27 protein-coding genes are annotated in these 20,954 nt (G+C 43.3%); 20 read left to right on the forward strand and 7 right to left on the reverse strand.

Annotation, left to right across the window (positions count from 1 at the left end):
- Positions 1-25: 25 nt before the first annotated feature.
- The 6 genes from ASJ33_RS05125 to ASJ33_RS05150 form a co-directional block, all read right to left on the reverse strand.
- The gene (locus ASJ33_RS05125; protein ID WP_012882160.1) at positions 26-262 is read right to left on the reverse strand and encodes a hypothetical protein; all 237 of its coding nucleotides are present in this window, start codon (positions 260-262) and stop codon (positions 26-28) included.
- 242 nt (positions 263-504) lie between these two features.
- The gene (locus ASJ33_RS05130; protein WP_023652419.1) at positions 505-756 is read right to left on the reverse strand and encodes a hypothetical protein; all 252 of its coding nucleotides are present in this window, start codon (positions 754-756) and stop codon (positions 505-507) included.
- Between the two features lie 188 nt (positions 757-944).
- The gene (locus tag ASJ33_RS05135) at positions 945-1,334 is read right to left on the reverse strand and encodes an ACT domain-containing protein (protein ID WP_012882161.1); all 390 of its coding nucleotides are present in this window, start codon (positions 1,332-1,334) and stop codon (positions 945-947) included.
- Between the two features lie 19 nt (positions 1,335-1,353).
- A complete protein-coding gene (locus ASJ33_RS05140) occupies positions 1,354-2,673 on the reverse strand; it encodes a phenylacetate--CoA ligase family protein (RefSeq protein WP_023652420.1) in 1,320 nt (439 codons plus the stop codon).
- Positions 2,674-2,881: 208 nt separating this feature from the next.
- Positions 2,882-6,658: a PAS domain S-box protein gene (locus ASJ33_RS05145; RefSeq protein ID WP_023652421.1), complete on the reverse strand. Its 3,777-nt coding sequence runs from the start codon at positions 6,656-6,658 to the stop codon at positions 2,882-2,884.
- 192 nt (positions 6,659-6,850) lie between these two features.
- Positions 6,851-7,420, reverse strand: a complete 570-nt coding sequence (locus tag ASJ33_RS05150) for a DUF4256 domain-containing protein (protein WP_023652422.1) — start codon at positions 7,418-7,420, stop codon at positions 6,851-6,853.
- Positions 7,421-7,738: 318 nt separating this feature from the next.
- Here ASJ33_RS05150 and ASJ33_RS05155 point away from each other — a divergent pair, with 318 nt between their 5' ends.
- From ASJ33_RS05155 to ASJ33_RS05175, 5 genes are all read left to right on the forward strand, one after another.
- Positions 7,739-7,915: a hypothetical protein gene (locus ASJ33_RS05155; RefSeq protein ID WP_155760393.1), complete on the forward strand. Its 177-nt coding sequence runs from the start codon at positions 7,739-7,741 to the stop codon at positions 7,913-7,915.
- Positions 7,916-8,515, forward strand: coding sequence for an HD-GYP domain-containing protein (locus ASJ33_RS05160; protein ID WP_023652424.1), 600 nt, complete (start codon positions 7,916-7,918; stop codon positions 8,513-8,515).
- Between the two features lie 14 nt (positions 8,516-8,529).
- Positions 8,530-8,988 (forward strand): hypothetical protein, encoded by a 459-nt coding sequence (locus ASJ33_RS05165; RefSeq protein ID WP_041330985.1) that lies wholly within the window; start codon positions 8,530-8,532, stop codon positions 8,986-8,988.
- A 91-nt stretch (positions 8,989-9,079) separates the two neighbouring features.
- Entirely contained in the window at positions 9,080-9,349 is a 270-nt protein-coding gene (locus ASJ33_RS08400; protein WP_041330987.1) for a hypothetical protein, read from the forward strand.
- A 109-nt stretch (positions 9,350-9,458) separates the two neighbouring features.
- On the forward strand, positions 9,459-9,830 hold the full coding sequence (locus ASJ33_RS05175; RefSeq protein WP_158407978.1) for a tetratricopeptide repeat protein: 372 nt from the start codon (positions 9,459-9,461) through the stop codon (positions 9,828-9,830).
- A gap of 687 nt (positions 9,831-10,517) precedes the next feature.
- Here ASJ33_RS05175 and ASJ33_RS05180 read toward each other — a convergent pair.
- A complete protein-coding gene (locus tag ASJ33_RS05180) occupies positions 10,518-11,168 on the reverse strand; it encodes an XRE family transcriptional regulator (protein WP_058292952.1) in 651 nt (216 codons plus the stop codon).
- A gap of 603 nt (positions 11,169-11,771) precedes the next feature.
- On the opposite strand from ASJ33_RS05180, the gene ASJ33_RS05190 reads away from it, so the two are divergent.
- From ASJ33_RS05190 to ASJ33_RS05270, 15 genes are all read left to right on the forward strand, one after another.
- The gene (locus ASJ33_RS05190; protein ID WP_072555680.1) at positions 11,772-12,008 is read left to right on the forward strand and encodes a hypothetical protein; all 237 of its coding nucleotides are present in this window, start codon (positions 11,772-11,774) and stop codon (positions 12,006-12,008) included.
- A gap of 172 nt (positions 12,009-12,180) precedes the next feature.
- A complete protein-coding gene (locus ASJ33_RS05200) occupies positions 12,181-12,441 on the forward strand; it encodes a hypothetical protein (protein ID WP_072555684.1) in 261 nt (86 codons plus the stop codon).
- Between the two features lie 108 nt (positions 12,442-12,549).
- A complete protein-coding gene (locus ASJ33_RS05205) occupies positions 12,550-12,879 on the forward strand; it encodes a hypothetical protein (protein WP_155760394.1) in 330 nt (109 codons plus the stop codon).
- The gene (locus ASJ33_RS05210; RefSeq protein ID WP_072555688.1) at positions 12,863-13,087 is read left to right on the forward strand and encodes a hypothetical protein; all 225 of its coding nucleotides are present in this window, start codon (positions 12,863-12,865) and stop codon (positions 13,085-13,087) included. Before ASJ33_RS05205 ends, ASJ33_RS05210 begins: the two co-directional genes overlap by 17 nt.
- The gene (locus ASJ33_RS05215; protein ID WP_072555690.1) at positions 13,084-13,605 is read left to right on the forward strand and encodes a hypothetical protein; all 522 of its coding nucleotides are present in this window, start codon (positions 13,084-13,086) and stop codon (positions 13,603-13,605) included. The genes ASJ33_RS05210 and ASJ33_RS05215 overlap by 4 nt, the downstream gene beginning before the upstream one ends.
- Positions 13,602-14,240 carry a DUF5131 family protein gene (locus ASJ33_RS05220; RefSeq protein WP_072555692.1) on the forward strand — a complete coding sequence of 213 codons (639 nt, stop codon included), beginning with the start codon at positions 13,602-13,604 and terminating at the stop codon, positions 14,238-14,240. The genes ASJ33_RS05215 and ASJ33_RS05220 overlap by 4 nt, the downstream gene beginning before the upstream one ends.
- Before the next feature lie 15 nt (positions 14,241-14,255).
- Entirely contained in the window at positions 14,256-16,871 is a 2,616-nt protein-coding gene (locus ASJ33_RS05225; RefSeq protein WP_072555694.1) for a CHC2 zinc finger domain-containing protein, read from the forward strand.
- Between the two features lie 561 nt (positions 16,872-17,432).
- Positions 17,433-18,116 (forward strand): recombinase family protein, encoded by a 684-nt coding sequence (locus ASJ33_RS05240; RefSeq protein WP_072555700.1) that lies wholly within the window; start codon positions 17,433-17,435, stop codon positions 18,114-18,116.
- Positions 18,113-18,634 carry a DUF1643 domain-containing protein gene (locus ASJ33_RS05245; protein WP_058292731.1) on the forward strand — a complete coding sequence of 174 codons (522 nt, stop codon included), beginning with the start codon at positions 18,113-18,115 and terminating at the stop codon, positions 18,632-18,634. The genes ASJ33_RS05240 and ASJ33_RS05245 overlap by 4 nt, the downstream gene beginning before the upstream one ends.
- A complete protein-coding gene (locus tag ASJ33_RS05250) occupies positions 18,631-19,218 on the forward strand; it encodes a hypothetical protein (RefSeq protein WP_058292730.1) in 588 nt (195 codons plus the stop codon). Before ASJ33_RS05245 ends, ASJ33_RS05250 begins: the two co-directional genes overlap by 4 nt.
- Positions 19,218-19,640: a YopX family protein gene (locus ASJ33_RS05255; protein WP_058292729.1), complete on the forward strand. Its 423-nt coding sequence runs from the start codon at positions 19,218-19,220 to the stop codon at positions 19,638-19,640. The genes ASJ33_RS05250 and ASJ33_RS05255 overlap by 1 nt, the downstream gene beginning before the upstream one ends.
- Position 19,641: 1 nt before the next feature.
- On the forward strand, positions 19,642-19,857 hold the full coding sequence (locus ASJ33_RS05260) for a hypothetical protein (RefSeq protein WP_058292728.1): 216 nt from the start codon (positions 19,642-19,644) through the stop codon (positions 19,855-19,857).
- A complete protein-coding gene (locus tag ASJ33_RS05265; RefSeq protein WP_058292727.1) occupies positions 19,857-20,300 on the forward strand; it encodes a hypothetical protein in 444 nt (147 codons plus the stop codon). Before ASJ33_RS05260 ends, ASJ33_RS05265 begins: the two co-directional genes overlap by 1 nt.
- A complete protein-coding gene (locus ASJ33_RS08405) occupies positions 20,297-20,461 on the forward strand; it encodes a hypothetical protein (RefSeq protein WP_155760395.1) in 165 nt (54 codons plus the stop codon). Before ASJ33_RS05265 ends, ASJ33_RS08405 begins: the two co-directional genes overlap by 4 nt.
- A gap of 184 nt (positions 20,462-20,645) precedes the next feature.
- The gene (locus ASJ33_RS05270) at positions 20,646-20,921 is read left to right on the forward strand and encodes a hypothetical protein (protein WP_072555702.1); all 276 of its coding nucleotides are present in this window, start codon (positions 20,646-20,648) and stop codon (positions 20,919-20,921) included.
- The last annotated feature ends 33 nt before the right edge of the window (positions 20,922-20,954 follow it).

A 20,954-nucleotide genomic window follows, 5' to 3' on the forward strand; every position in this document is an offset into this window, starting at 1 on the left:
TACCCCCGGCCACACCAGCCTTTTTCTATCCGAAATACATATCCTTGGCAGAAGCTACAAACTCACTGTTGCAGATAGGGCAATAGAATGCAGCCTTTTCCACTGATAAAACAGTGGTATCATTTTTCTCCACCCGTGACACCTGTGCCTCAAATCCGTCGTTAGGGCACTTGGCACATATATAACGTTTGAGACCTGTCTCCGTCTCGGTGAAGACTTTGGCATCAGCCAACAACTCGCAAATTAGATCGATATCAGACATGTAACCCTCCGGATAATATTATTTTTTTATTATACCCTAAAACTGTTTTTTTTAAATCCCGATTTTATATATACAGAGCGGAATATAGCTAATAACAGCTTTATTTTGCCAGTTTTCAGCCCTGAAATGCATTGTTACTTGACTGCTCAAAGCAAATGTATATTTAAAATTTCCCCAAATAAAAAACCGGCTCCTTTTAGGGGAGCCGGGTAGCTTTCTAATTCAGCTTTGGGTTAACCGTGTTATTTCTGGGTTTTGTTTTCATGGGTGGCAAGCTCTGTAGTAATGTCTTCCACCATCTTGTTAAAGACGTTGCGGATCTTTTTCATAACAGCTTCGGCTGCTTCTTCGCCGGCCCTGCGCGCTTCTTCAGCTGCCTTTCTGGCATCAGCGGCGGCCTGTTCTGCCCGGATAATACTGCCGTCAATTTCGTCCAGTATCTGGGGCAGGGGCTTGCTTAAGATCTCGTGACTGCCTTTTGTTGGTTGGTTCACTGCTTTCCTCCTCCTCTAGCACATCCTGATAGTATTATACAATTTATAAATATTTATTATTTAAGCTACTCATAGCTAAGGTCAAAATAATTTTTTTTATGTAAATTAGCTTACCGTCATCATCGCCCTGTCAAATACATATCCCGCCGCATAATGGACGGGATATGTACCATATTTATGTATCAGAATCAGGCTAAAATTGTCTCCGCCTTTTCCGGGTTGCTTACCTTAAGTACAATCCTGGCCTTACCCGGTGTGGAGTCCAAAAAGGCGTAAAAATAATCTATATTTATATCTGCCTTGCTGAGAGGCTCAACTACTGTTTTTAAAAGTCCGCTGGGAATATCCGGGATCTCAGCGGTAACCATCATATCAGTACGGCTGGTGAATCCAGCGGCTTTCAGGGCTTCAGCCCCGTTATCCGGATTATCCAGAATCATACGCACAATTCCAAACTCGTCTGTTTCGCTGACGGATAATGCCCGGATATTTATTTTTGATTTATCCATAGCCTTAAGTATGGCAGACAGCCGCCCTGGTTTATTTTCCACAAAAACGGAAACCTGTTTTATCATCATTTTCCTCTTCCTCCTGTTGCTACCTGTTTTCAGGTAATTCGGAACGGTCAATAATCCTTTTTGCCTTGCCTTCAGTTCTGGCTAGGGTACGCGATTCAACCAGTTTTATTTTGGCGCGTATCCCCAGCACACTATCCAGTTCGGCCTGAAGTTTTTTCTGAAGGGCATTCAAGCGGGACATCTCATCAGAGAAAATGCCTTCGGAAACCTCCACCCATATTTCCAATTCGTCCGAGGCAAAGGCATTGTGTCTGTCCACTATTATCTGGTAATGGGGTTCGATACCCTCTACAGTAAGCAATACACTCTCAATCTGCGAGGGGAATACTGAAACACCTCTAACCCGTATCATGTCATCACTGCGGCCGGTAATTTGGGACATACGTACCATAGTCCTGCCGCAGCCGCATTTTTCGGGCATCAGACTGGTAATATCTTTTGTCCTGAAACGCAGTACCGGCTGGGCCTCTTTATTGATGGTAGTGATTACCAGTTCACCTTTCTGGCCATACGGAAGCACTTCACCTGTTTCAGGGTTTATTATTTCGACCAGAAAATTATCCTCCCAGATGTGTAAGCCGCACTTCTCGGGACATTCCATAGCTACACCCGGTCCGGTTATTTCAGTCAAGCCATATATATTCAGGGCAGTAATACCCAGTTTGGTTTCTATCTCACGGCGCATATTTTCACTCCATGGCTCGGCACCCATAATGCCAAGCTTGAGCGACGAATTATGGAAATCCAGTCCCATTTCGCTACCGGCTTCATACATTATCAGAGCATAAGACGGGGTGCAGGTAATCACGGTGGTACCTAAATCCTGAAGCAGCATAAGCTGCCGTTTTGTGTTGCCGGTAGAAGCTGGAACTACCGCCACCCCCATTTTCTCCGCCCCGTAATGAATACCCAAACCGCCGGTAAAAAGTCCGTACCCGTAGGCATTTTGCAGGATATCTTCTGGCACAACACCGGCGCAGCTTAAGGAGCGGGCTACCAGTTCAGCCCAGGTATCCACATCTTTAGCAGTATAGGGGGCGATTACCGGTTTACCTGTAGTGCCAGAAGAGGATTGAATACGGGATATCTCATTTTTTGGCACACAGCATAACCCGAAAGGATAATTCTGACGGAAATCTTCTTTACTGGTGAAAGGCAGCCGGGCAATATCTTTCAGGGTTTTAATATCTGCGGGTTTTACCCCCAATTTGTTCATACTCTGGCGGTAAAACGTATTTCTTTCATAGATATAAGAGACTGTTTCTTTAAGCCTTTTCAACTGCAGCAGGTCCAGCTGCTGTCTGGGCAGCGTTTCATATTCGGGGTTACGTATAACCACTTGCTCCTCCTAATATAGCGGGAACTATTACAGGGTAAACGCCATTACCAAAATAGTATTGCTTTTACCGAAATAACAGAAAATATTTTACCCCTTTTTCTTAAAATGAGGAAATGTTTTGTTCATAAAAAAGCCCCAGTCGAAACACAGGCTTGCATACTCTTTCAGCATCGCATATGACGGCTCTAATATTCAGACAAAATTTATATCAGTCTGCTTTTGAAAGTATCTTGGCCAGTGCACTTTTTAACACTGCAATATTAAACGGCTTTTTAATACACGGGATATCATGGTTAATCAGAAGCTCACTGGATGTATCACCGGTAATAAAGATAACCCGTTTAGTCAATTTTGGCCATTTGGCAATTATCTCTGAATAAAGTTCAATGCCACTCACCCCGGGCATACGTATATCTAAGAGAATTGCATCGTATCTATTTTTTTCAATCATGGACATAGCTTCCTGAGGCACGGCACACTCATCCACTTTGTAACTATCCTGAACAAGCACAATCCGTATCAGTGTCCGAATTGTAGCTTCATCATCAATTACCAGTATTGATGCTTTTTGGGTTGGACTTTGAACCGCAGCATTTGGGTCAGTAACTGCATGCATTCTATCTGAAGTCATTACCGGCAGTTCAATAATGAATTCAGCTCCTTCACCGGATGTACTCTCACCCCGAATAGTACCCCCATGTTCCAGAATAATGCCATGTGACAGGCTTAGACCCAAACCGGTACCTTCACCGGGTTCTTTGGTAGTAAAAAACGGCTGGAATAGTTTTGCCAGTATTTCAGGCGGCATACCCAACCCGTCATCACGGAAAGACAGTTTCACCCTATCACCTGCTCTGCTGACAGAGATATTCAGAGTACCTTTTTCATGAGCTTTTTTCATAGAATACTCTGCATTCAGTATCAAGTTTAAAATTACCTGCTGCATCTGGCCGGGGTCAACCGTCAATAACGGCAGATCAGGCTCATATTGCTTTATCACAGCTATATTGGCAGTTTTAAGCACATAACTGCGTAACTCCAAAGTATTATCAATAAGTTCGGTAATATTTACCTGATGTCTGACCGGTTTGGCTTGACGGGCAAACGTAAGCATACGCTTTACAATATCTACTACCCTTTGGCTGCCGGAATTTATTATCTGTAGCTGCTCCATTACATCTCTTGGTAAATCTTCCCTTTCCATAAGTATAGAGGCAAAACCTATTACCCCGGTGAGAGGGTTATTTATCTCATGTGCAATGCCAGCCGCCATTTCGCCTACTGCCGCCAAACGGCTGGACATCTCTGACTGGTAACGCAGTTTTTTCTGTTCCTCTTCCAGCTTTTTACGTTCGCGTATATCTCTGGCAAGTGTAATAACAGTACGCTTACCACCAAGTTCAAACATACGTGAATGCAATTCCACTGGGATTAATTCGCCTTTTTTGGTTACCAGTGTATACTCAGCTACCACTTCATTGCTTTGCTCCACGTTTCTTATAACATCGGGGGCTTCATCTATCCGATATTTACCATCCAGTAAAATTTCCGCCGGAGTAATTTGCAGCAGTTCTTTCCGGTTGTAGCCCAACATTGACATGGCAGCATCATTTACTTCTATAAATTTCCCGACTGAATAATCTGCTTCAGGCTGATGCACTAAAATAGCATCCGTAACACTGTTAAAAAGCACCTGATAATTTTGCAAGCTTTCATTAAGTGCATTTTCAGCCTGCTTCCTTGCAGTGGTATCACGGATAATATTTATCAGGGTTGTTGTGCCTTCAATATCTGCTCCGCGTGAACTGACCTCTACCGGGAAAATACTACCGTCTTTACGCATATGGGAAGTTTCAAAAAGCATACCGTGAGCATAAGCATAATCAATCTGCTTTTCGGTAAGCATTTTAGCCTGTGGGTTACGCAGGTCCTGTATTTTCATGGTCAACAGTTCTTTACGGCTATACCCATAAGCTTTTACAGCTGCATTGTTAGCTTCCAATATTTGTCCTGTTATTCTATCCATAAAAAGGATAATATCCCGGCTGTCTTCAGCAATTAGTTTGTACTTTTGCAGTGCATCTTCGGCTTCTTTGCGTGCGGTAATATCCATAATCATAGCCAGATAATATAAAAAGTTACCATCTGAATCCTTGATAATCGCAACTGAAATATGTGCCCAGAAAATACTGCCATTTTTGTGGAGATATCTTTTATCTGTTTCATAACGGTTTATATCCCCGTTTTTCAGGTGATTTAATTGGTCTATATCCTGATCTAAATCATCTGTATAAGTGATATCTCGTACTGTCAAACTATTAAGCTCTTTATCAGAGTACCCTAACATCCGGCAGAATTTATCATTTACCTGACGGTATTTTAAATCCGAATCATATATTGCAGCACCTATGGGTGACTGGTCAAAAGTTGAGCGGAATCTGGCTTCACTGACACGGAGCAATTCTTCAGCCTGTTTTCTTTTAGTAATATCCTGTATAGTCCCGAAAACCACATTCCGCTCAGGGTCAAACTCTGCTATAGAGTGTATATATAAGATAGCCCCATCGGAAGGACGCTTAATTTTGAACTCGATATCATACGGAATATTTTGGGTAATCAGGTTATTTAACGCCGTATCCAAAAAGGCACGGTATTCTGGGACAGGTATCATCTGAACAAAAGAAATGGTCACTGTATCTTCTGTCAAGCCATATATCGCTCTGGCTCCTTCAGATGGATTCACCAACCCGCTTGACAAATCAAACTCCCAATACCCGAACCCGGCTACCTGTTCGGCTTTTATCAAACGGCTATGGCTTTGTTCCAGTTCATAGGCAGCTATTTTACGGTTGCTGATATCGTGGGCCAGAGTCAACACCGCCGGTCGGCCCTGCAAATCAAATAAATGGAATGTTATTTCCACAGGGATAATATGTCCATCTTTATGCCTCAGATTTGACTCACGGGTTATCATATGCTGCGCATACAGGTCATCAGTAGTCTCTTTTAACAGGAGACCGGATGAAGCGTAAAAAAACAGATTTTTTGCAGATATTTTCAGCAGTTCTTCATGTTCATACCCCAGCATGGAAGATGCCATTTTATTCAGCTCAACAAATTCATCAGACCATTTGCGGCTTTCAATATAGCAGACAAAAACCGCATCGCTTATACTTTCAAAAAGAGCTTTATACTTACGCTGGTTTTCCTTGATAGCTTCTTCCGCTAAATGCTTTTGGGTGATATCCTGCAACGTACAATGTGTTTGTTTAAAATTTCCTTTAGCATCACGGGCTATTTTCCCGCTGAATGCCATCAGCACTACTGAACCATTTTTTCGGCTCATATAAAACTCAGTTGAGGCATTGCCGGTAGCTTTGAAAACGGGAAAACGCTGTCTAAAAAGCTCCACCTGGTCAGGCAGTAAAAAATCCCCGAACCAGTGCCCGATAACCTCGTCCCGTTGGTATCCCATATCATCAAGCCAGGCTTGATTTATCTCTATAAAACGGCCTTCGGAATCCAGTGATTGATAGCCAATTGGTGATTTTTGATAAAACTCCCGATAGCGTTCCTCGGTTTTGCGTAATTCTTCTTCGGCCAATTTCCGGTCTGTAATATCCCGAAAATTGCACTGGAGGATTTTCTCTTCACCCACCCGGTAAATATTACTGGTAAATTCAACCTCCTGCACTTTACCGTTTTTTGTCAGAAGCGGAAAATCATCATAGCGGATATAGTCTTTTCTTTGCAGATCGTCAAAAGCTTTGCGGCTGGAAGCTATATTTTGGAATACACTAATTTCCCAGATTCTTTTATCCAGAATTTCTTTCTGAGTGTATCCCAGCATATTTAACAAAAATGGGTTGATATCAGTTACTTTACCGGATAATACATCAACAATAAGAATACCGTCTTGGGCGGTTTCGAAAAGGCGGCGGTATCGCAGTTCGGAAGCTTCTAAGTCCAGCCTTTTGTCATTCATATATATTTATCCTGATATCCAGAGAGTTGAATAATCTTGATAATACACAATTATTTACAGTTATGTCAGCTTTTTATCCGAAACATTCAAATCTGCACACTATAACTTTACCCCGTAATATTGCTGTTGTCTATGAAAATTAGGTTTCCCCGTAATAACCGCCAGCATCAAATCTGCCTTATTTTATAGAAATTAAACCCTCAGCAAACCGCGAAATCCTCTGCTGCTATACCATGAAGTGGCGCTGTTATGAAAAACAAAAACATGCCCGTAACGATAATCAGCAAAAACAGCCCCGCCCAGTTTTCTGATATCAGGCGGCGTTTTTAGCCAGCTCTCGGTCTTGGTGTCAAAATTACCGTATTCCTGCAATTGGCGGTATTGCCCCTCTGTTAAAAGCTCAATACCCATGTCCTGTGCCGCATCCACAACGTTACCGCCGGGTGCTGCCCGTTTTTTGGCTGCCTCACCGTCATAACACATTTTGCGGCGTCCTTCGGGGCTTTCGGCTGAACAATCATAAAATATATATTCACCTGTTGCCTTATCATAGTCAATCACATCCGGTTCACCGCCGGATTTTTCCATTTCATTTAGTGACCACAGCTTTTCAGCATTTGCCGCCAGCCTTTTTTCTATCTCACCCCATTCAAAACCTTTATGGCGGTTCGTATTTTGTTCAAAACGGGTTTTCAGCACGTTAAAAACTTTGACACGCTGATCCGCCGATAATTCTTTTCCGATACCATTATTGTTATCCATACTTTTATATTACCCCTATTTCTGAGGCTTTTAAAAGTACATATTCAGCCAATGCAAAAACTTTTTTCGACTCATTCTAATGAACAGGTTTTATACGGCAGGCTCACAAATATTATACCTATAACAATTGCCCGCAAGTATATTTAATCATAATATTTATGCAGGTATAAAACGAAACTGATGCAAAGATTACATCTGGATATGTTGAAACCCGGAATGGTCTTAGGGCAAAACCTGTTCGATCAATGAGGCCGCCTGATTTATGGCAATGGCATGAAACTTTCCGAAGAATATATACAGGTCCTGCAGAGTTATGGAATGAAGGAAATACTGGTCCATAACTCTAACATGCTGGATATACCCGTCCAGTGTTTGTACTCACCTCTCATTGAAGCAACTTTATCAATAGAATTGCGTGAACTTTTTACTGAAATGCGGGGTGGGGCTGAAATCAGTGAAAAAATGATTGATAAGGGATTTGACCCCATATATTAAATGGCAGGCGAACTTTTCCCTGAACTCATTGGTGAACCAAATTTAAATCTGAAATTAAAAGCCAAAGTATACCAATTTGTATATCTCGTAAAAGTAGCCGGAATTTGCATGCTTCTGGGTAAACGGGCAGGATATGGCATATACGACCTGCCAGTCTTAGGAACTGCCGCTTTGCCGATGAATTTGGGATATATAAACCTGAGCGGAAATGAAATAAATATGATAGACCCGTTTTGTGAACCTCAATCTGTCAATATAAAAAATCATCCGCTTGAAACATGGAAAATACTCTTAAACTATAAATGCATTCACCCCGACACACTGAATGCTATTAAACACCACGAACGGTACGATGGCAACGGATACCCTGATAAGCTCTCAGGAGTACTTACCCCTCTATCATCCCAGATACTGGCTGTAGCAGACTCTTATGACGCTATGACATCACTCCGTCCGTACCGTCAGCCTCTAAGCCAAGAGGCAGCTGTAAAAGAACTTCTGGCCTGTAGGGGCAGTCAATTCAATCCAAAGGTGGTAGATGCTTTTGTAGAAGTACTTAACAATGTAAATAAACCCTCTGCGAAACCAATTTATCTTTAGCGATAAGGCACATTATGATAAATCAGAATACTATAAAACAAAAATATCTGTTATCACTGATGGAATCTGAGGGATGCCCCGGTTGCGGCCGCAAGTTCAACAGCCCGGTTTGCCCTTTTTGTGGTTTTCCCAACGCAATTACCCAGCCAATAAATCCGGTAAATAGCAGTCAACCTTTGCTTCTGCCTGAAGACAATTCCGTTTTACCCGTACTGCCGATTAAACCAGTATGCCAGTTTACCTCACCTAACCAGATTACTCGTATTGCCACGCAATCAGAAAATATTCCGAATGAACAACAGCACACTATGGGAAATACCTTTGATCCTGAAAGTATTCAGTCAGAGGCAATATTAAAACTTCAATATCAGATGGAATGCGAACTGCACTCATCACTTAATCAGGCACGGCATGAAGCCCAGCAGATTATCAGAAAGATGCTCAAAGCTGCCGAAAAGAGAAAGCCTGGCTGAAACATCTAAACTTCGAGCAACAATAAAAGCCAAAATAAAAGAAGAATCCCGAAATGTTGTTGAAAAAGCCAGTATTAAATCAGAGCATTTATTGAAGCAGGCACGCCGAAAAATATCCCGCAAAAGAGAGCTTGAAAGCGTCAAGTTTGTTTCCCGTTTGCGTGACCAATCCCGCCATAGTATTAACACTTTGACAGATGAAGTCCAACAGGAATTGGAAGCCACAGTGAAAATTGTAGTAGATGAAGCTTTGAAATGCTCTGAAAATAACGCTGCAAAAGCAATTTCAGATGCCCGCTTGGAAGCTGATATTATTCTCCAGAAAGCTATCAGCAGACTAAAAAACAGGCTGACAGCTTAATTTCAGAAGCTCTGCATCAAACAGAAGAAAAAAACATGCTCCTGCTGGCAACGTATCCCACAGACTGACTATCCTCAAAAACACAAAAACCACCGAACCTATTGAAACTGTGACGGTGATATCGGAAAAAACCAGCCCTACCCTGGCGGATAATTATCCGTCTGAAGCGGTCAATTTTTATAACCAGGGCAATGATAAAGCCTGTCAGGGAAATTTCGGAATAGCCATTAATTTTTATACCAAAGCCATATCTTATGCCACAGGCTTCAGTTTGGCTTACACTAACCGTGGCTTTGCCTATTTCGCCCTGAAAGAGTATTCAAAAGCTATCTCGGACTGTAACTATGCCATCAAGTTGAACCCAAATGACTCCAGAGTATATTTCAATCTGGGTCACTGTCTGTTGGCAAAAATAAAACGAATAAAGCTAAGGAAAATTTCAACAAATGCCTTAACCTTGCCAATGACCCCTCTCTTATAGAAGCCGCAAGTCAAAGCCTCAATACAAAACACATGCCAAATAACACATTACAGCTGAGTAAAGTATCTCAAATAAATTAATAATAAGATATCTTGGCCTCATATTGACTGTTTGTACATATAAGTGTACATTAATTCCTAATAGTCATTAAGGAGTACCCATTGAAAAGATCACACTGGGTTTTATGGATAGTATCGGGTATTATTTGTACAGTTCTTTCAGGCGTGATTTCTTCCATTAGCTCTGTTTTTATAGTTCTGGCAATATATTGTTTCGCAGGCGCAATGGGTTTGTTAAACTTTAAATCTAAGAATAAACCTTCTTAAATAAATTCATCTAACCCATCATGAATATCCAAAACAGGCAATTAATAATGTGCAGTACACACAAGACATCTGCCCATTATCTAGAACGATTAAATGCTTATCTGTAACTAAAACCATATTTAAAGAGTAAATAAACAAGATATTTAGCATTTTTTCACAACACTACTATTTGATACAAATGGAAAAGCCCTAAGATTAACATTAATCTTAGGGCTTCGCTGCATTTATTAATTTTCATTCAACACTTTCCCGAAGAGATTTTATGAAGGCTTTATGGTGGGCCATCTTGGTCTCGAACCAAGGACCTCAGTCTTATCAGCTCCAACGGCTAAAACCAGTAACTCTCCTGTTAGCCGCCTCCTTAATGTTTTAACCTCTTGGTTACTTCAATTATTACAGCTATTGCCTGGCATTCTTTTACAGAATGAGTACCATCACCATTCTTAAGGATATATTCTCCATTATGTTCAATGATTTTTGCTACTCTGAGTTCATCGTCAATAAGGCATAGGACAATATCTCCACGCTCAGGAACCATATCTCTATCCACAATTACAATGTCACCATTTTCAATCTTGGGTTCCATACATTTACCCTTAACTATATACGATTCTATATTATGGCGCGGAGCTTCACGTACACGTGTTCGATAAATGTATTCAACTGGTGCAAATCCCGTATCACCTGCATGCGCTCTAAATTCAGAATACACAGGGATACTCATTGGAGTAGCCAATCTTAATCGTTCAAGTATTTCTTCAGGACTTTCAAGCCGACGTTCTGGTACCTGAGCAGTATTATTACGTATTCCCATCGCTTCATAAAATTCATTAATATTTACGTCTAAGACACTTGCGAATTTTACTAGCTTCTCAGCACTGGGATTTGGCCTCCGGCCTTGCTCTAATTGACTAATATTAGTCCTAGGAACACCAATCTTATCAGCAAGTTGTTGCTGAGACCATCCCTTAGCGATCCTTAAGCTCCGTATCTTTTGAGGCAAATTATTCATAAATCACCTATCTTTACCAGATACTATTATACCTGATATTACGCAAAATAGAGAGATTAAGCAAGATAGTAAGCTCAATCAGGCGGTTCATTTTGTACCACTTGGTGCATTTGCTTCCTTTTCCGATTGACCCGTTTTGTGCCAAGTGGTACATTTGTACCTATGAATAACTTGCTAAAACTACTTACCAAAAAACAGTCCGAGTTAAAGCTAAGTGACAATAAATTCGTCGATTTCCTTAATAACCATAGCTCTGTTACCGTCTCTCGTCCTCTATGGTCACAAACAAGCATAGGTCGCCGTCCAATCGGCATCACATTGTTAAGGGCCACAGTACAAACGTTCCCTGATCTTGAAATCGCTGTCATCGATTATCTTAAGAAAGACAATACCAATGAGTAAGACAGCCTGCGGTAATTCCACCTTACAAAAATACGGACCGGAATACTATCGGGCAATAGGTCGTCTGGGTGGTAGACCTAAATACCAAAACAGCAAACAAGGGCGTACAGCCTCGTTAGTATCAAATGAAGGAGTTTGGCATGGAGAAGACAAATCCCTTAAAGGTCTTAAGAGGCTGTACGCAGAAAGGAGTACGAGGCAATGCCTCAACAAGTAACTTATCGTATCAGGAATGAACACACCGGTCAATGGTGGTCTGGGTCAGCTGATAGTCCGGCCGATGCCATGCGCAAAGCCGCCCTCGAATTCCCTGTAAAAAACCCTAAGTTCGGCTGGACGGCTGAGAACTGCTGGGTACGCCAATGGTGCTCTGGCGGCTACGGGTCATGGGTAACGCTGACTATGGCCGCTAAAAAAATGGAGATGGTGCAGGCATGAAGTTCAGATTTCTAATGTCCAATGCTTTCGCGTTCCTCGGCGGCGAGTATCTTCTCCTCGCAGTGTGGTCGTTTAGCGAGGGGTCATTAACGGGCATCGCCTTTTTGATTATGGCACTCCTATTTTTATATGTAACTCACGTGCTTAATAAGATAGAACAGGAGACTGACGAATGAAATCCTTTAACACTGATAAAAATGCCGAGAAGACTGACGATAAGAATGAACCTGCCGCCGGCGCAGCACACCAGAACCGGCAAGGGCGTAGAGAAGAGGTTTATAAATCCAATAAGAAAAAGGGTGACCTCACTCGCCAGTCAACCCACAAAATGCGCTCTCATACCGGTCAGCGGGATTATGTTGATAAGGTTGTCGATGGTTTTAACCGGATACAGGCAATTGGCGGTAAATCCAAAGAGAAGGAACTGCGATGAGCGCCAAAATGTTTATCTCTCTGCTAATACTCATAACCGTAATATTTTTGGTGTTATTGGTAGTGCTATGTGGAGTGATTTTATACATTAAGAGGAGTAAGCGCGGAAATGACTAGTGGAATGGTTATCTTAGCTGAAATACGTACCGAGACTGAACAAGGCCGTCCTGCCCCTACTCCGGGCTGGGAATGGACTGCCGGCGATACTCCCAAAACAGATCCTAGCCCGGGCACATGGTTTGTACGGCGTATGGAAGACTGCTTTGCTGTCTGTTTCCGTTCAAAGCTGATACCGGGGCTTAAGGGTAACTGGCCTGAATATCAGATTATCACCTGCCCGCCTACTGAGGCCGGAGAATATGTAGCCCGCGAAACCGCTCTTAAGCTGCGCAACGAATCTCACAGACAGGAGGCCGAACGCAATGGTCACAGCGACTAAATCTATTGAATTGTCCCAGCGGCGTTATCGCCAGGGGAATTATATGTACTGCCCGGTAAAGGCTGACCACAACTACAAATGTCCGGCATGCGGCTGCCTGGTACAGTGCGGGGAAGTAGGGTTTATGCGCTACCGGATTATACATGATCTGGTAACCGAGCCAATTGGTGACGTACTGCATGCCTGCTGTGTGGAGGTGGGGAAATGATCAAACAAGAAAATAATTGGGATTTCTGGAAAGACTTAGTATGCAAACCAGACGGTAGCTTAGATATAGAAGCAGTTAAGAATGAACTCGCCGATTATTCCTGGCTTATGGATGCATACAGCAAACTGATTTATCACTTCAGCGGAGGGGCTGCCAGCAAACCGGACACAGATCCTCAGTATGTCATCGATAAAGCTCAAGAAATCATGGACAAGGAAATGAAAATATGCGAACAAGAAGCAGTAGAAAAACATTTGGATGACATTTCCCAATTAGCAGCCTGGTCAAAAAAGTTACCCGAGGCCGAAGGCCTTTACTGGTGCTGCTATCGTCCAGAATATAAAGTTGTCTTATTTATCGTAAAAATTTCCGGCGATACTCAAAACTCTATGAGACTTTCGTTTATTGGTAATCGTGGAGATGTTCCGCTGTCATCATTCATTTCTCCCGATCCTGAGGGCTACTATTGGAAGCTAATCCCATCTCCTGCTTTACCAGAAGTAAAGGCAGCAAAATGAATCGCACTAAGATTGAATATCTAGACTACTGCTGGAACTTTGTTACCGGCTGTAATAACTGGAAGGATCCGAGAATTTGCGGCGGCGGCGGTTCAGAGTTTGAGTGCTGGGCTAAGGCTATGGCCAAACGCTTCGGCCGTAGTTTTGAACCCACTGTACATACTAATCGGCTGTATGAACCATTTACAGTAAAAACTCCGGGAGCCAGAATAGGCGTTTGTTTCACCGGAGACCTATTCGCAGATGATATCAACCCATTTGAAAAAAAATGGCTGCCGATTGATGATTCAGGTTTAGTCGAATGCTCATTACGTGATTCGGTATTTTCCATTGTCCGGGCTAATCCTGAACAGCAATTCTATTTCCTGACAAAATGCCCTTGGAATCTGAGCAAATGGGGTGTATTCCCGGACAATGCTTATGTGGGTATATCCATGACGGGCGGGAAATCATTTCCCGATTGCTTCGCCTTAATCAACTTTTTAAAGGTAGCCCAGGCAAAACATAAATGGATATCGTTTGAACCGCTGACGACCTATATTCCTTCGCTATTAACCCTCAGAGCCATTCAATCCGTTGACTATGTGGTCATCGGGGGATTCTCTCCCTCCCGCTTCCCTGTCCTGAATAAATAGTAATCGAGGTCCATTATGACAACAGCAACACGTAAATATACGATAGACGATATACTGGCCAAACTACAAGGCGTTAAAAAGAATGGCTCCGGTTGGATGGCCTGCTGCCCTGCCCATGCCGATAAAAACCCGTCTCTGTCCGTCAGTGAAAAGGATGGCAAAGTACTCCTGAAGTGTTTCGCAGGATGTAGTTATGAACAGATAGTAGCCGCTTTAGATATGCCACCAGATGAACAACCCCATGAGGTTAAAGCACCTTCGAAGCAATCCAAGAAAAATTCACCGCTGGGCAAGATAGTTATAGCGTACCCTTATGAGAAAAAAGACGGGTCTTTATGCTACGAGCATGTACGCTACCAACCAAAAACTTTCAGATTTAGACATCCGGACGGCAAGGGCGGATATATCAACAATATGGATGGGATAGACCATATTTTATACCGGCTGCCTGATCTGGTACGCGGGATAGCCGAAGGTAAATCAGTCTACATTGCTGAAGGTGAACGGGACGTTGATAACGTACGCGGCTTAAACTTGGTCGCAACGTGTAATGATTGTGGCGCCGGTAAATGGGAAGACAGGTACTCTGACGAATTAAAAGGTGCGCCCCAGGTAATCATAATCTCCGATAAAGACGAACCTGGACGTAAACATGCGTCCGAGGTTGCCCTATCTGTCCATAACAGAGGCGTACCGGTCAAGATTATCGAGATGCCGGGGGAATTCCAAAAGACCGAGGACGGCTATACCGGGGTTAAAGACTTTACTGACTGGCTGAATGCCGGCGGAACTGCCCCCCAGCTGGAAAAACTGGTAGCCGAGGCGCCGGTCTATGTACCGCCGCTAATTCAGGACTCGCTCCGTGAAATATCCGGAGAGCGGTATTGTGTGGAAAACGGCCGGGTCTGCCAAATAAAAGGCGGCAGAGACGGGTCTTTAACTCTCCCCCTGTGTAATTTTACAGCCAGGGTAACAGAGGAAATAACCAGGGACAACGGGGTAGAAGTATCCAAGTTTTTCCGGATACTTGGCCATGATTACGCCGGTAATAATCTGCCCGCTATTGAGGTATCAGCTTCTTCCTTCCCCGGGTTAAACTGGGTAGTATCTGAGTGGGGTATGAGGGCTATCATAGGCGCCGGCCAGAGCGTTAAAGACTGCCTGAGAGAGGCTATGCAGCTGCTCTCCCAAAATGCCCAAGCCCGCCATATCTACACTCATACCGGCTGGCGCCATATCAACGGGCAGGATATATTCCTCTCCCAGGGCGGGGCTATCGGCTGTGACGGTGTGGATGTAGACCTTGAACCCCAGCTCCAGCGCTACTTCCTGGGCACACCAGATCCAGAGAAGTTAAAAGAATCTATCAGGGCCAGCCTGAACTTTCTCTACATTGCCGACCTATCCGTTACCCTGCCGCTCTGGACAACGATGTATCTATCCCCGCTAGCCGAAGCTCTTGAACCGGCTTTTACCCTGTGGCTGGTAGCCGTATCCGGCAGTTATAAGTCAACACTGTCTGCCTTGGCACTCTGCCACTTCGGGGATTTTGATAATAACCATCTGCCGGCGTCTTGGCGGGATACCGGTAACCAGCTGGAAAAGTTGTTATTCACCGCCAAGGACCTGCCGTTGGTTATAGATGACTGGGCACCCGGTCAGGATAATAATAAAAAACGAGAGTTGGAAGCCAAGGCTGAACATATCATCCGTGCCCAGGGCAACCATCAGGGGCGCGGCCGGATGCGCTCAGATACAACCTCACGCCTGAGTTATTATCCCCGCGGCATGCTTGTTACATCCGGAGAGCATACACCCTCCGGCCATTCTCATACTGCCCGTATTATCAGTGTCCGGCTGGAAAAAGAAATGGTTGACCTGGGCTTAATGACCGAGGCTCAGACTAAGGACCGCCATCTATACCGCCAGGCCATGGCCAACTATATCGCCTGGCTACAACCGAACTGGCTTGAGCGCAAATGTGAACTCCGGCAGCAATTTACCCGGCTGCGGGCAGAGATTACCAATGAATTAAGCGACTGCAAAATACATTCCCGCCTGCCGGATGTAGTAGCCATCCTGTTGATTGCGCTGACTACTGCTTTAGAGTTTGCCAAATCTACCGGCGAGCTTAAGGCGGATGAATACGATTTATTCATGAATGAGGGCCGGCGGTATTTCATGGACATGGCCAAGGAGCAGGGCGAAATGGTTGAAGAGCAGCGCCCGGGCCAGAGGGCTATTGAGGCTATCCAGGCATCACTGCGTATCGGTACGGCAGTACTACGCAATAAAAACGATGCTGCCCTGACTGAACTCCCCTCAGGTAAAACTGCCATCGGCTGGCGAGACTACATGAACGGGCATACCCTGCTGGATCCGGCTGCCACTTACCAGGTAATAGTCCAGCACTGCGCTAAGTCCAACAATCCCTATACCATCAACGAGCTGGAAACATGGCGGGATTTAAACCGCATGGGATTTACCGAGGCCTCAAATGACGGCAGGCCTACGGTTATGGCCAGAGTTACAGCTATCCCGAAGTCATTCAGGGTAGTTAAGGTGAAAAATGAGGCTATCGGGTTGGCAGAAACAACATCCCTGCCGCTGGATGGTATGGAAAATGTGTAAATATTTTTTACCGGCGGGGGGTATATCAAAATTTTGGAAACATGGAAACAAACCACTTTTTCCAATCGTGGCTCACGTTGTTTCCAAGACCTGGAAACAAGCCCCAAATTTTGGAAACATTGGAAACAGACATAATGTTGGCTGGAAACATTTTGGTAACACGATTGAATTACGAATAAATAAACTACTTAACAATAATAAAATGGAAACATTTTGGATACAACGTAACTTAGCTTTGTCTTTAACTCATTGTTTCCGTGTTTCCAAGAAAATAGGAGTTGGCTGACATGAATATGGATAAAGAATCACAGAAAAAGTTATGGCTGAGAATTTGGAAGGAGACGTTTTTCATTTCTAAATTCATTAGCCTGCAATGTGTTTTTATTACTTTTATTATATTTTTCCCTGACATCGTTACTAAATTTACGGCGGCCGAATCAATCTTTAATCCCAAGCTGATATTTTTAACTGCATTAACCCCTCCTTGCTTATGGTATTGTTTCCTATTTTGGTATTTCTATTTCACCTTCAAATTACTACAGGGTATTAAGGGATAACGATATGAAAGTAGCGTTATATGCCAGGGTAAGCACTGTTGATAAGAACCAGAACCCGGAAGTCCAGATGGCCGAGCTCCGTGAATATTGCCGGCGGCAGGACTGGGAAATATCTGAAGAGTATATAGATCTGGCTTCTGCCAGTGACTTCGTCCACCGAAAGGCCTGGGCACGGTCCATGGAAGACGCTGCCAAGCGAAAGTATAAAGCCCTGGTGGTCTGGAAAATGGATCGGGCTTTCAGGGATATAGAGATGGCCTGGCGGACCGTAAAGATTTTACGGGGTTATGGTATCGATATGGTTTTTATGACCCAGCCGGAGCTCAATGTCGCCGGTCCGGCCGGAGACCTTATCTTTACCATCTATGCAGGGTTTGCCCAGTTTGAAAGAGACATCATCCGAGAGCGGTCAATGGCGGGGATGTTACATGCAAAAAAGTGCGGCACTAAGTCGGGTAATCCAATCGGCAAGCCCCGCATAGATATTGGCATCACAAAAGTTTGTAAAGCCTATCAGCTAGGCGGTAGGAAGTTTTCCGCAGCGGCCGAGATTATCAGCAAGTGGGTTGGTAAAAAAGTGACCCCGGGGTTTGTCCAGATCCGGCTGCAAAGAGAGTGCCAGGCTCAAGGTCTGACCATCCCCCAGCTGGTGGATATGGAGCTGGAAAAAGAAGAGGTAACGGCATGACAGAATTAATGCACACCATTAACTTGCAGATACCCGCAGGGGCTATTTTTACTGATGACCGGCGATATCGTTATGTTTTATGGAGAGTACATAACCCGAATTTACCAATGTTAGGGGTTGTCTGTCTAAACCCGAGTACAGCAAACGAAACGATGAATGATCCTACTGTGACCAGATTATCCGCCAGGGTTAATAAGTTTTACTCAGTATTTGGCGGTTTTATCATAGTCAATCTATTTGGTTTAGTTTCAGCTAATCCTCAGATTCTTTTAAATAATCCGGACGCTATAGGCGAGATGAATGACTACTTCATTATGAGGATGGTCAGCCTAACTAAGTGTCAACTATGCGGATGGGGTTCATTTAAGCCAGTTAAATACAGGGATGAAGCTGTCTATTCTATGCTTTCTAATCCGGTATGTCTCGGTATTAATAAAGATGGGCAACCTAAACATCCGCTATATATCAGTTATACCACTCCCATAGTGGAGTATCACCGGGGAGAGGTGACGGCATGACAGCCAAAGGATTTAAAATAGAGGCCTGTGGAATGGGTTTTAATAACTCCGGTTATCCGGGGGCTTTTACTCCTGTGGTTATAAGCATAATCAAGTCCCTCGTTAGCGGTAACACCCTACACCTGTTCTCCGGTACTAGCATGATTGGAAGTGTAAGAGTAGATATTGAGCATCCAAACGCTACGATACACTGTACTGTTGAGGAATTCATCGCACAGGATACACGAAACTGGGATTGGGTTGTACTTGACCCCCCTTATCAAATTACACGCACTGACGCAAAGCTAAATGGATATGGGATAAAGGGAGCGGTTTCATCTTGTGTACAAAAACGCAGGCCCTTGATTGGCTGGCTACGTCAGCACGCAGAAAATGTTATCTGGTTAGACCAATGTGCACCTATGATTAAAGGTTTCAAAAGAGAAAAAATATGGCTGTTGCTACCTGGTGGGTTTCATACAGTAAGGATACTAACGTGGCTAAGCCGTAACCAAAAGGAAATGCCATTGGATACTCAATACGTTATACCATCACAGTTATCTCAAGACCAGCAGACCATAAATAAGATACTAGGAGTGGAGTAATGACCAGAGAGATTAAATTCAGAGGTAAACGGGTTGATACAGGTGAATGGGTCTATGGTTTTTATAGGCAATGTACGATATACAAAAATTGCAATAAGTGCATAGACCATATAAATCATTTTATTGACAATAAATATGGAGTAAGTGAATTTGTTGATGAATCAACAGTAGGTCAGTATACAGGTCTCAAGGATAAGAATGGAACAGAGATATACGAAGGGGATATTGCAACCATTGCCAGAAAACCAGAGGAACAAATCAAAAAGATAAAAAACCTGTGGGTAATACAATACAGCGGATGGAAATTCAATGCTCAACCTAACAGAGAAACACTTAAACCACTTGGTTGTACATATGCTCAGGTATTAGAAGTTATCGGCAACATGCATGACAATCCAGAACTACTAAAGGAGATTAAATAAGATGTCTACACAAACACTTGAAAGCTGGAAACTGGAACTTATCAAAACAATCGTCAACGATAAAGATGTTGGCAAGGGGGAAAATGATGCCATTGTCGTAAGTGAAGTGGAGTGCGTCATCTATGGTGCGTATGATGATAATTATAAAGATGGTGACACTCCAGAAGAAGCATGGGAAGGTGAAAAAGACACCCTTCGTGCGGAAGGAGAAAATTAATGCAGTACGAACCAAGTAAAGAGCTGATAGAGCAGATAGCCGAAGAAGTTTATGAACTCAACAAATGCAATTTAGGATGGGAAGACGAAATTGATTTTGTTAAACATCACAAACTAAGTTTTCAAAACGCTAAGAATTACTGTAAACTACCAACTTTTAACAAGGCTCTTGAACTCTACGAGAACCAACCAAAGTGGCAGGATAAGCCAGATAAAGAGGGCTGGTGGTGGGTATTTTCCCTGTATGTTCGGGGAAACCCATTGATATTCCCTCTCTACCCGATACACATACTTTTTTGTGATGGAGAACTACATGCAGATACCTCATACCCTGAGAAGTTCCCAAGTATACCTGATTATATTAAAACTCTATCAAATCCTATGTGGCTCTACATACCAGAACCTCATATTACAAACCCCACCCCTGACGGAGGTAATTTGTGAAAGCTGAAAATGGGCAGATCCGGAGGAGTTTACAAAAGAGCTCCTTTGTAAACCCCTCAGAGGTTGATAGTGTGAGGCTGGGTATTAATTACATACCCTTGGTAAAACTATTTGAAAAATTCTCCCAGAGAATAGAAAGCCCATTACAAGCAAGGGCATAGAGACTAATAATGAAATTTCTGAGACATGAAGTAGAGCCAAAATTGATAAAAGATATGCTATACAAGAACCTAGATCATCTTTATTCTTCATTTTTAAACCTCCTTATTTCATTTGTATATATTTTACCATGAGAATACCGAAAATCTTGCGCTAGAATTGAAAAAACTCAGTTGAGAGGGCGAAATGGTTACTGAGACGAAAGGAATATACGAGTACAGCCTTGCCACAGATGCAATGACCTTGGGCCAGCTGGGTAAAGAACTGGATTTGTGCAGCCAGGAACTGGGCGGATGTGAACACTGCTCACAGCAGTCCATCTGTCTGGCATTATGGCTACATCTGGCAGAAACAGTAAAAGATGATTGCGCATTAACAGCTCGCCAGTACACGAAATATTCTTTGAGGTTTAGATCTATAAAAGCTCGGCGTCAAATACTAATGGCTTTTTTCAGCGCCTGAGAGAAGTATATAGCCCCCAGACTGTACCTGCGC

The organism is Dehalococcoides mccartyi, assembly GCF_001889305.1.
GTDB classification, from domain to species: domain Bacteria; phylum Chloroflexota; class Dehalococcoidia; order Dehalococcoidales; family Dehalococcoidaceae; genus Dehalococcoides; species Dehalococcoides mccartyi_A.

What these genes read in the sequence shown, in the direction of transcription:
- ASJ33_RS05125 (WP_012882160.1), bottom strand. Translation starts at nt 262, where the DNA reads ATGTCTGATATCGATCTAATTTGCGAGTTGTTGGCTGATGCCAAAGTC.
- ASJ33_RS05135 (WP_012882161.1), bottom strand. Translation starts at nt 1,334, where the DNA reads ATGATGATAAAACAGGTTTCCGTTTTTGTGGAAAATAAACCAGGGCGG.
- ASJ33_RS05145 (WP_023652421.1), bottom strand. Translation starts at nt 6,658, where the DNA reads ATGAATGACAAAAGGCTGGACTTAGAAGCTTCCGAACTGCGATACCGC.
- ASJ33_RS05150 (WP_023652422.1), bottom strand. Translation starts at nt 7,420, where the DNA reads ATGGATAACAATAATGGTATCGGAAAAGAATTATCGGCGGATCAGCGT.
- ASJ33_RS05155 (WP_155760393.1), top strand. Translation starts at nt 7,739, where the DNA reads ATGAAGGAAATACTGGTCCATAACTCTAACATGCTGGATATACCCGTC.
- ASJ33_RS05160 (WP_023652424.1), top strand. Translation starts at nt 7,916, where the DNA reads ATGGCAGGCGAACTTTTCCCTGAACTCATTGGTGAACCAAATTTAAAT.
- ASJ33_RS05165 (WP_041330985.1), top strand. Translation starts at nt 8,530, where the DNA reads ATGATAAATCAGAATACTATAAAACAAAAATATCTGTTATCACTGATG.
- ASJ33_RS05180 (WP_058292952.1), bottom strand. Translation starts at nt 11,168, where the DNA reads ATGAATAATTTGCCTCAAAAGATACGGAGCTTAAGGATCGCTAAGGGA.
- ASJ33_RS05190 (WP_072555680.1), top strand. Translation starts at nt 11,772, where the DNA reads ATGCCTCAACAAGTAACTTATCGTATCAGGAATGAACACACCGGTCAA.
- ASJ33_RS05200 (WP_072555684.1), top strand. Translation starts at nt 12,181, where the DNA reads ATGAAATCCTTTAACACTGATAAAAATGCCGAGAAGACTGACGATAAG.
- ASJ33_RS05205 (WP_155760394.1), top strand. Translation starts at nt 12,550, where the DNA reads ATGACTAGTGGAATGGTTATCTTAGCTGAAATACGTACCGAGACTGAA.
- ASJ33_RS05210 (WP_072555688.1), top strand. Translation starts at nt 12,863, where the DNA reads ATGGTCACAGCGACTAAATCTATTGAATTGTCCCAGCGGCGTTATCGC.
- ASJ33_RS05215 (WP_072555690.1), top strand. Translation starts at nt 13,084, where the DNA reads ATGATCAAACAAGAAAATAATTGGGATTTCTGGAAAGACTTAGTATGC.
- ASJ33_RS05220 (WP_072555692.1), top strand. Translation starts at nt 13,602, where the DNA reads ATGAATCGCACTAAGATTGAATATCTAGACTACTGCTGGAACTTTGTT.
- ASJ33_RS05225 (WP_072555694.1), top strand. Translation starts at nt 14,256, where the DNA reads ATGACAACAGCAACACGTAAATATACGATAGACGATATACTGGCCAAA.
- ASJ33_RS05240 (WP_072555700.1), top strand. Translation starts at nt 17,433, where the DNA reads ATGAAAGTAGCGTTATATGCCAGGGTAAGCACTGTTGATAAGAACCAG.
- ASJ33_RS05245 (WP_058292731.1), top strand. Translation starts at nt 18,113, where the DNA reads ATGACAGAATTAATGCACACCATTAACTTGCAGATACCCGCAGGGGCT.
- ASJ33_RS05250 (WP_058292730.1), top strand. Translation starts at nt 18,631, where the DNA reads ATGACAGCCAAAGGATTTAAAATAGAGGCCTGTGGAATGGGTTTTAAT.
- ASJ33_RS05255 (WP_058292729.1), top strand. Translation starts at nt 19,218, where the DNA reads ATGACCAGAGAGATTAAATTCAGAGGTAAACGGGTTGATACAGGTGAA.
- ASJ33_RS05260 (WP_058292728.1), top strand. Translation starts at nt 19,642, where the DNA reads ATGTCTACACAAACACTTGAAAGCTGGAAACTGGAACTTATCAAAACA.
- ASJ33_RS05265 (WP_058292727.1), top strand. Translation starts at nt 19,857, where the DNA reads ATGCAGTACGAACCAAGTAAAGAGCTGATAGAGCAGATAGCCGAAGAA.
- ASJ33_RS05270 (WP_072555702.1), top strand. Translation starts at nt 20,646, where the DNA reads ATGGTTACTGAGACGAAAGGAATATACGAGTACAGCCTTGCCACAGAT.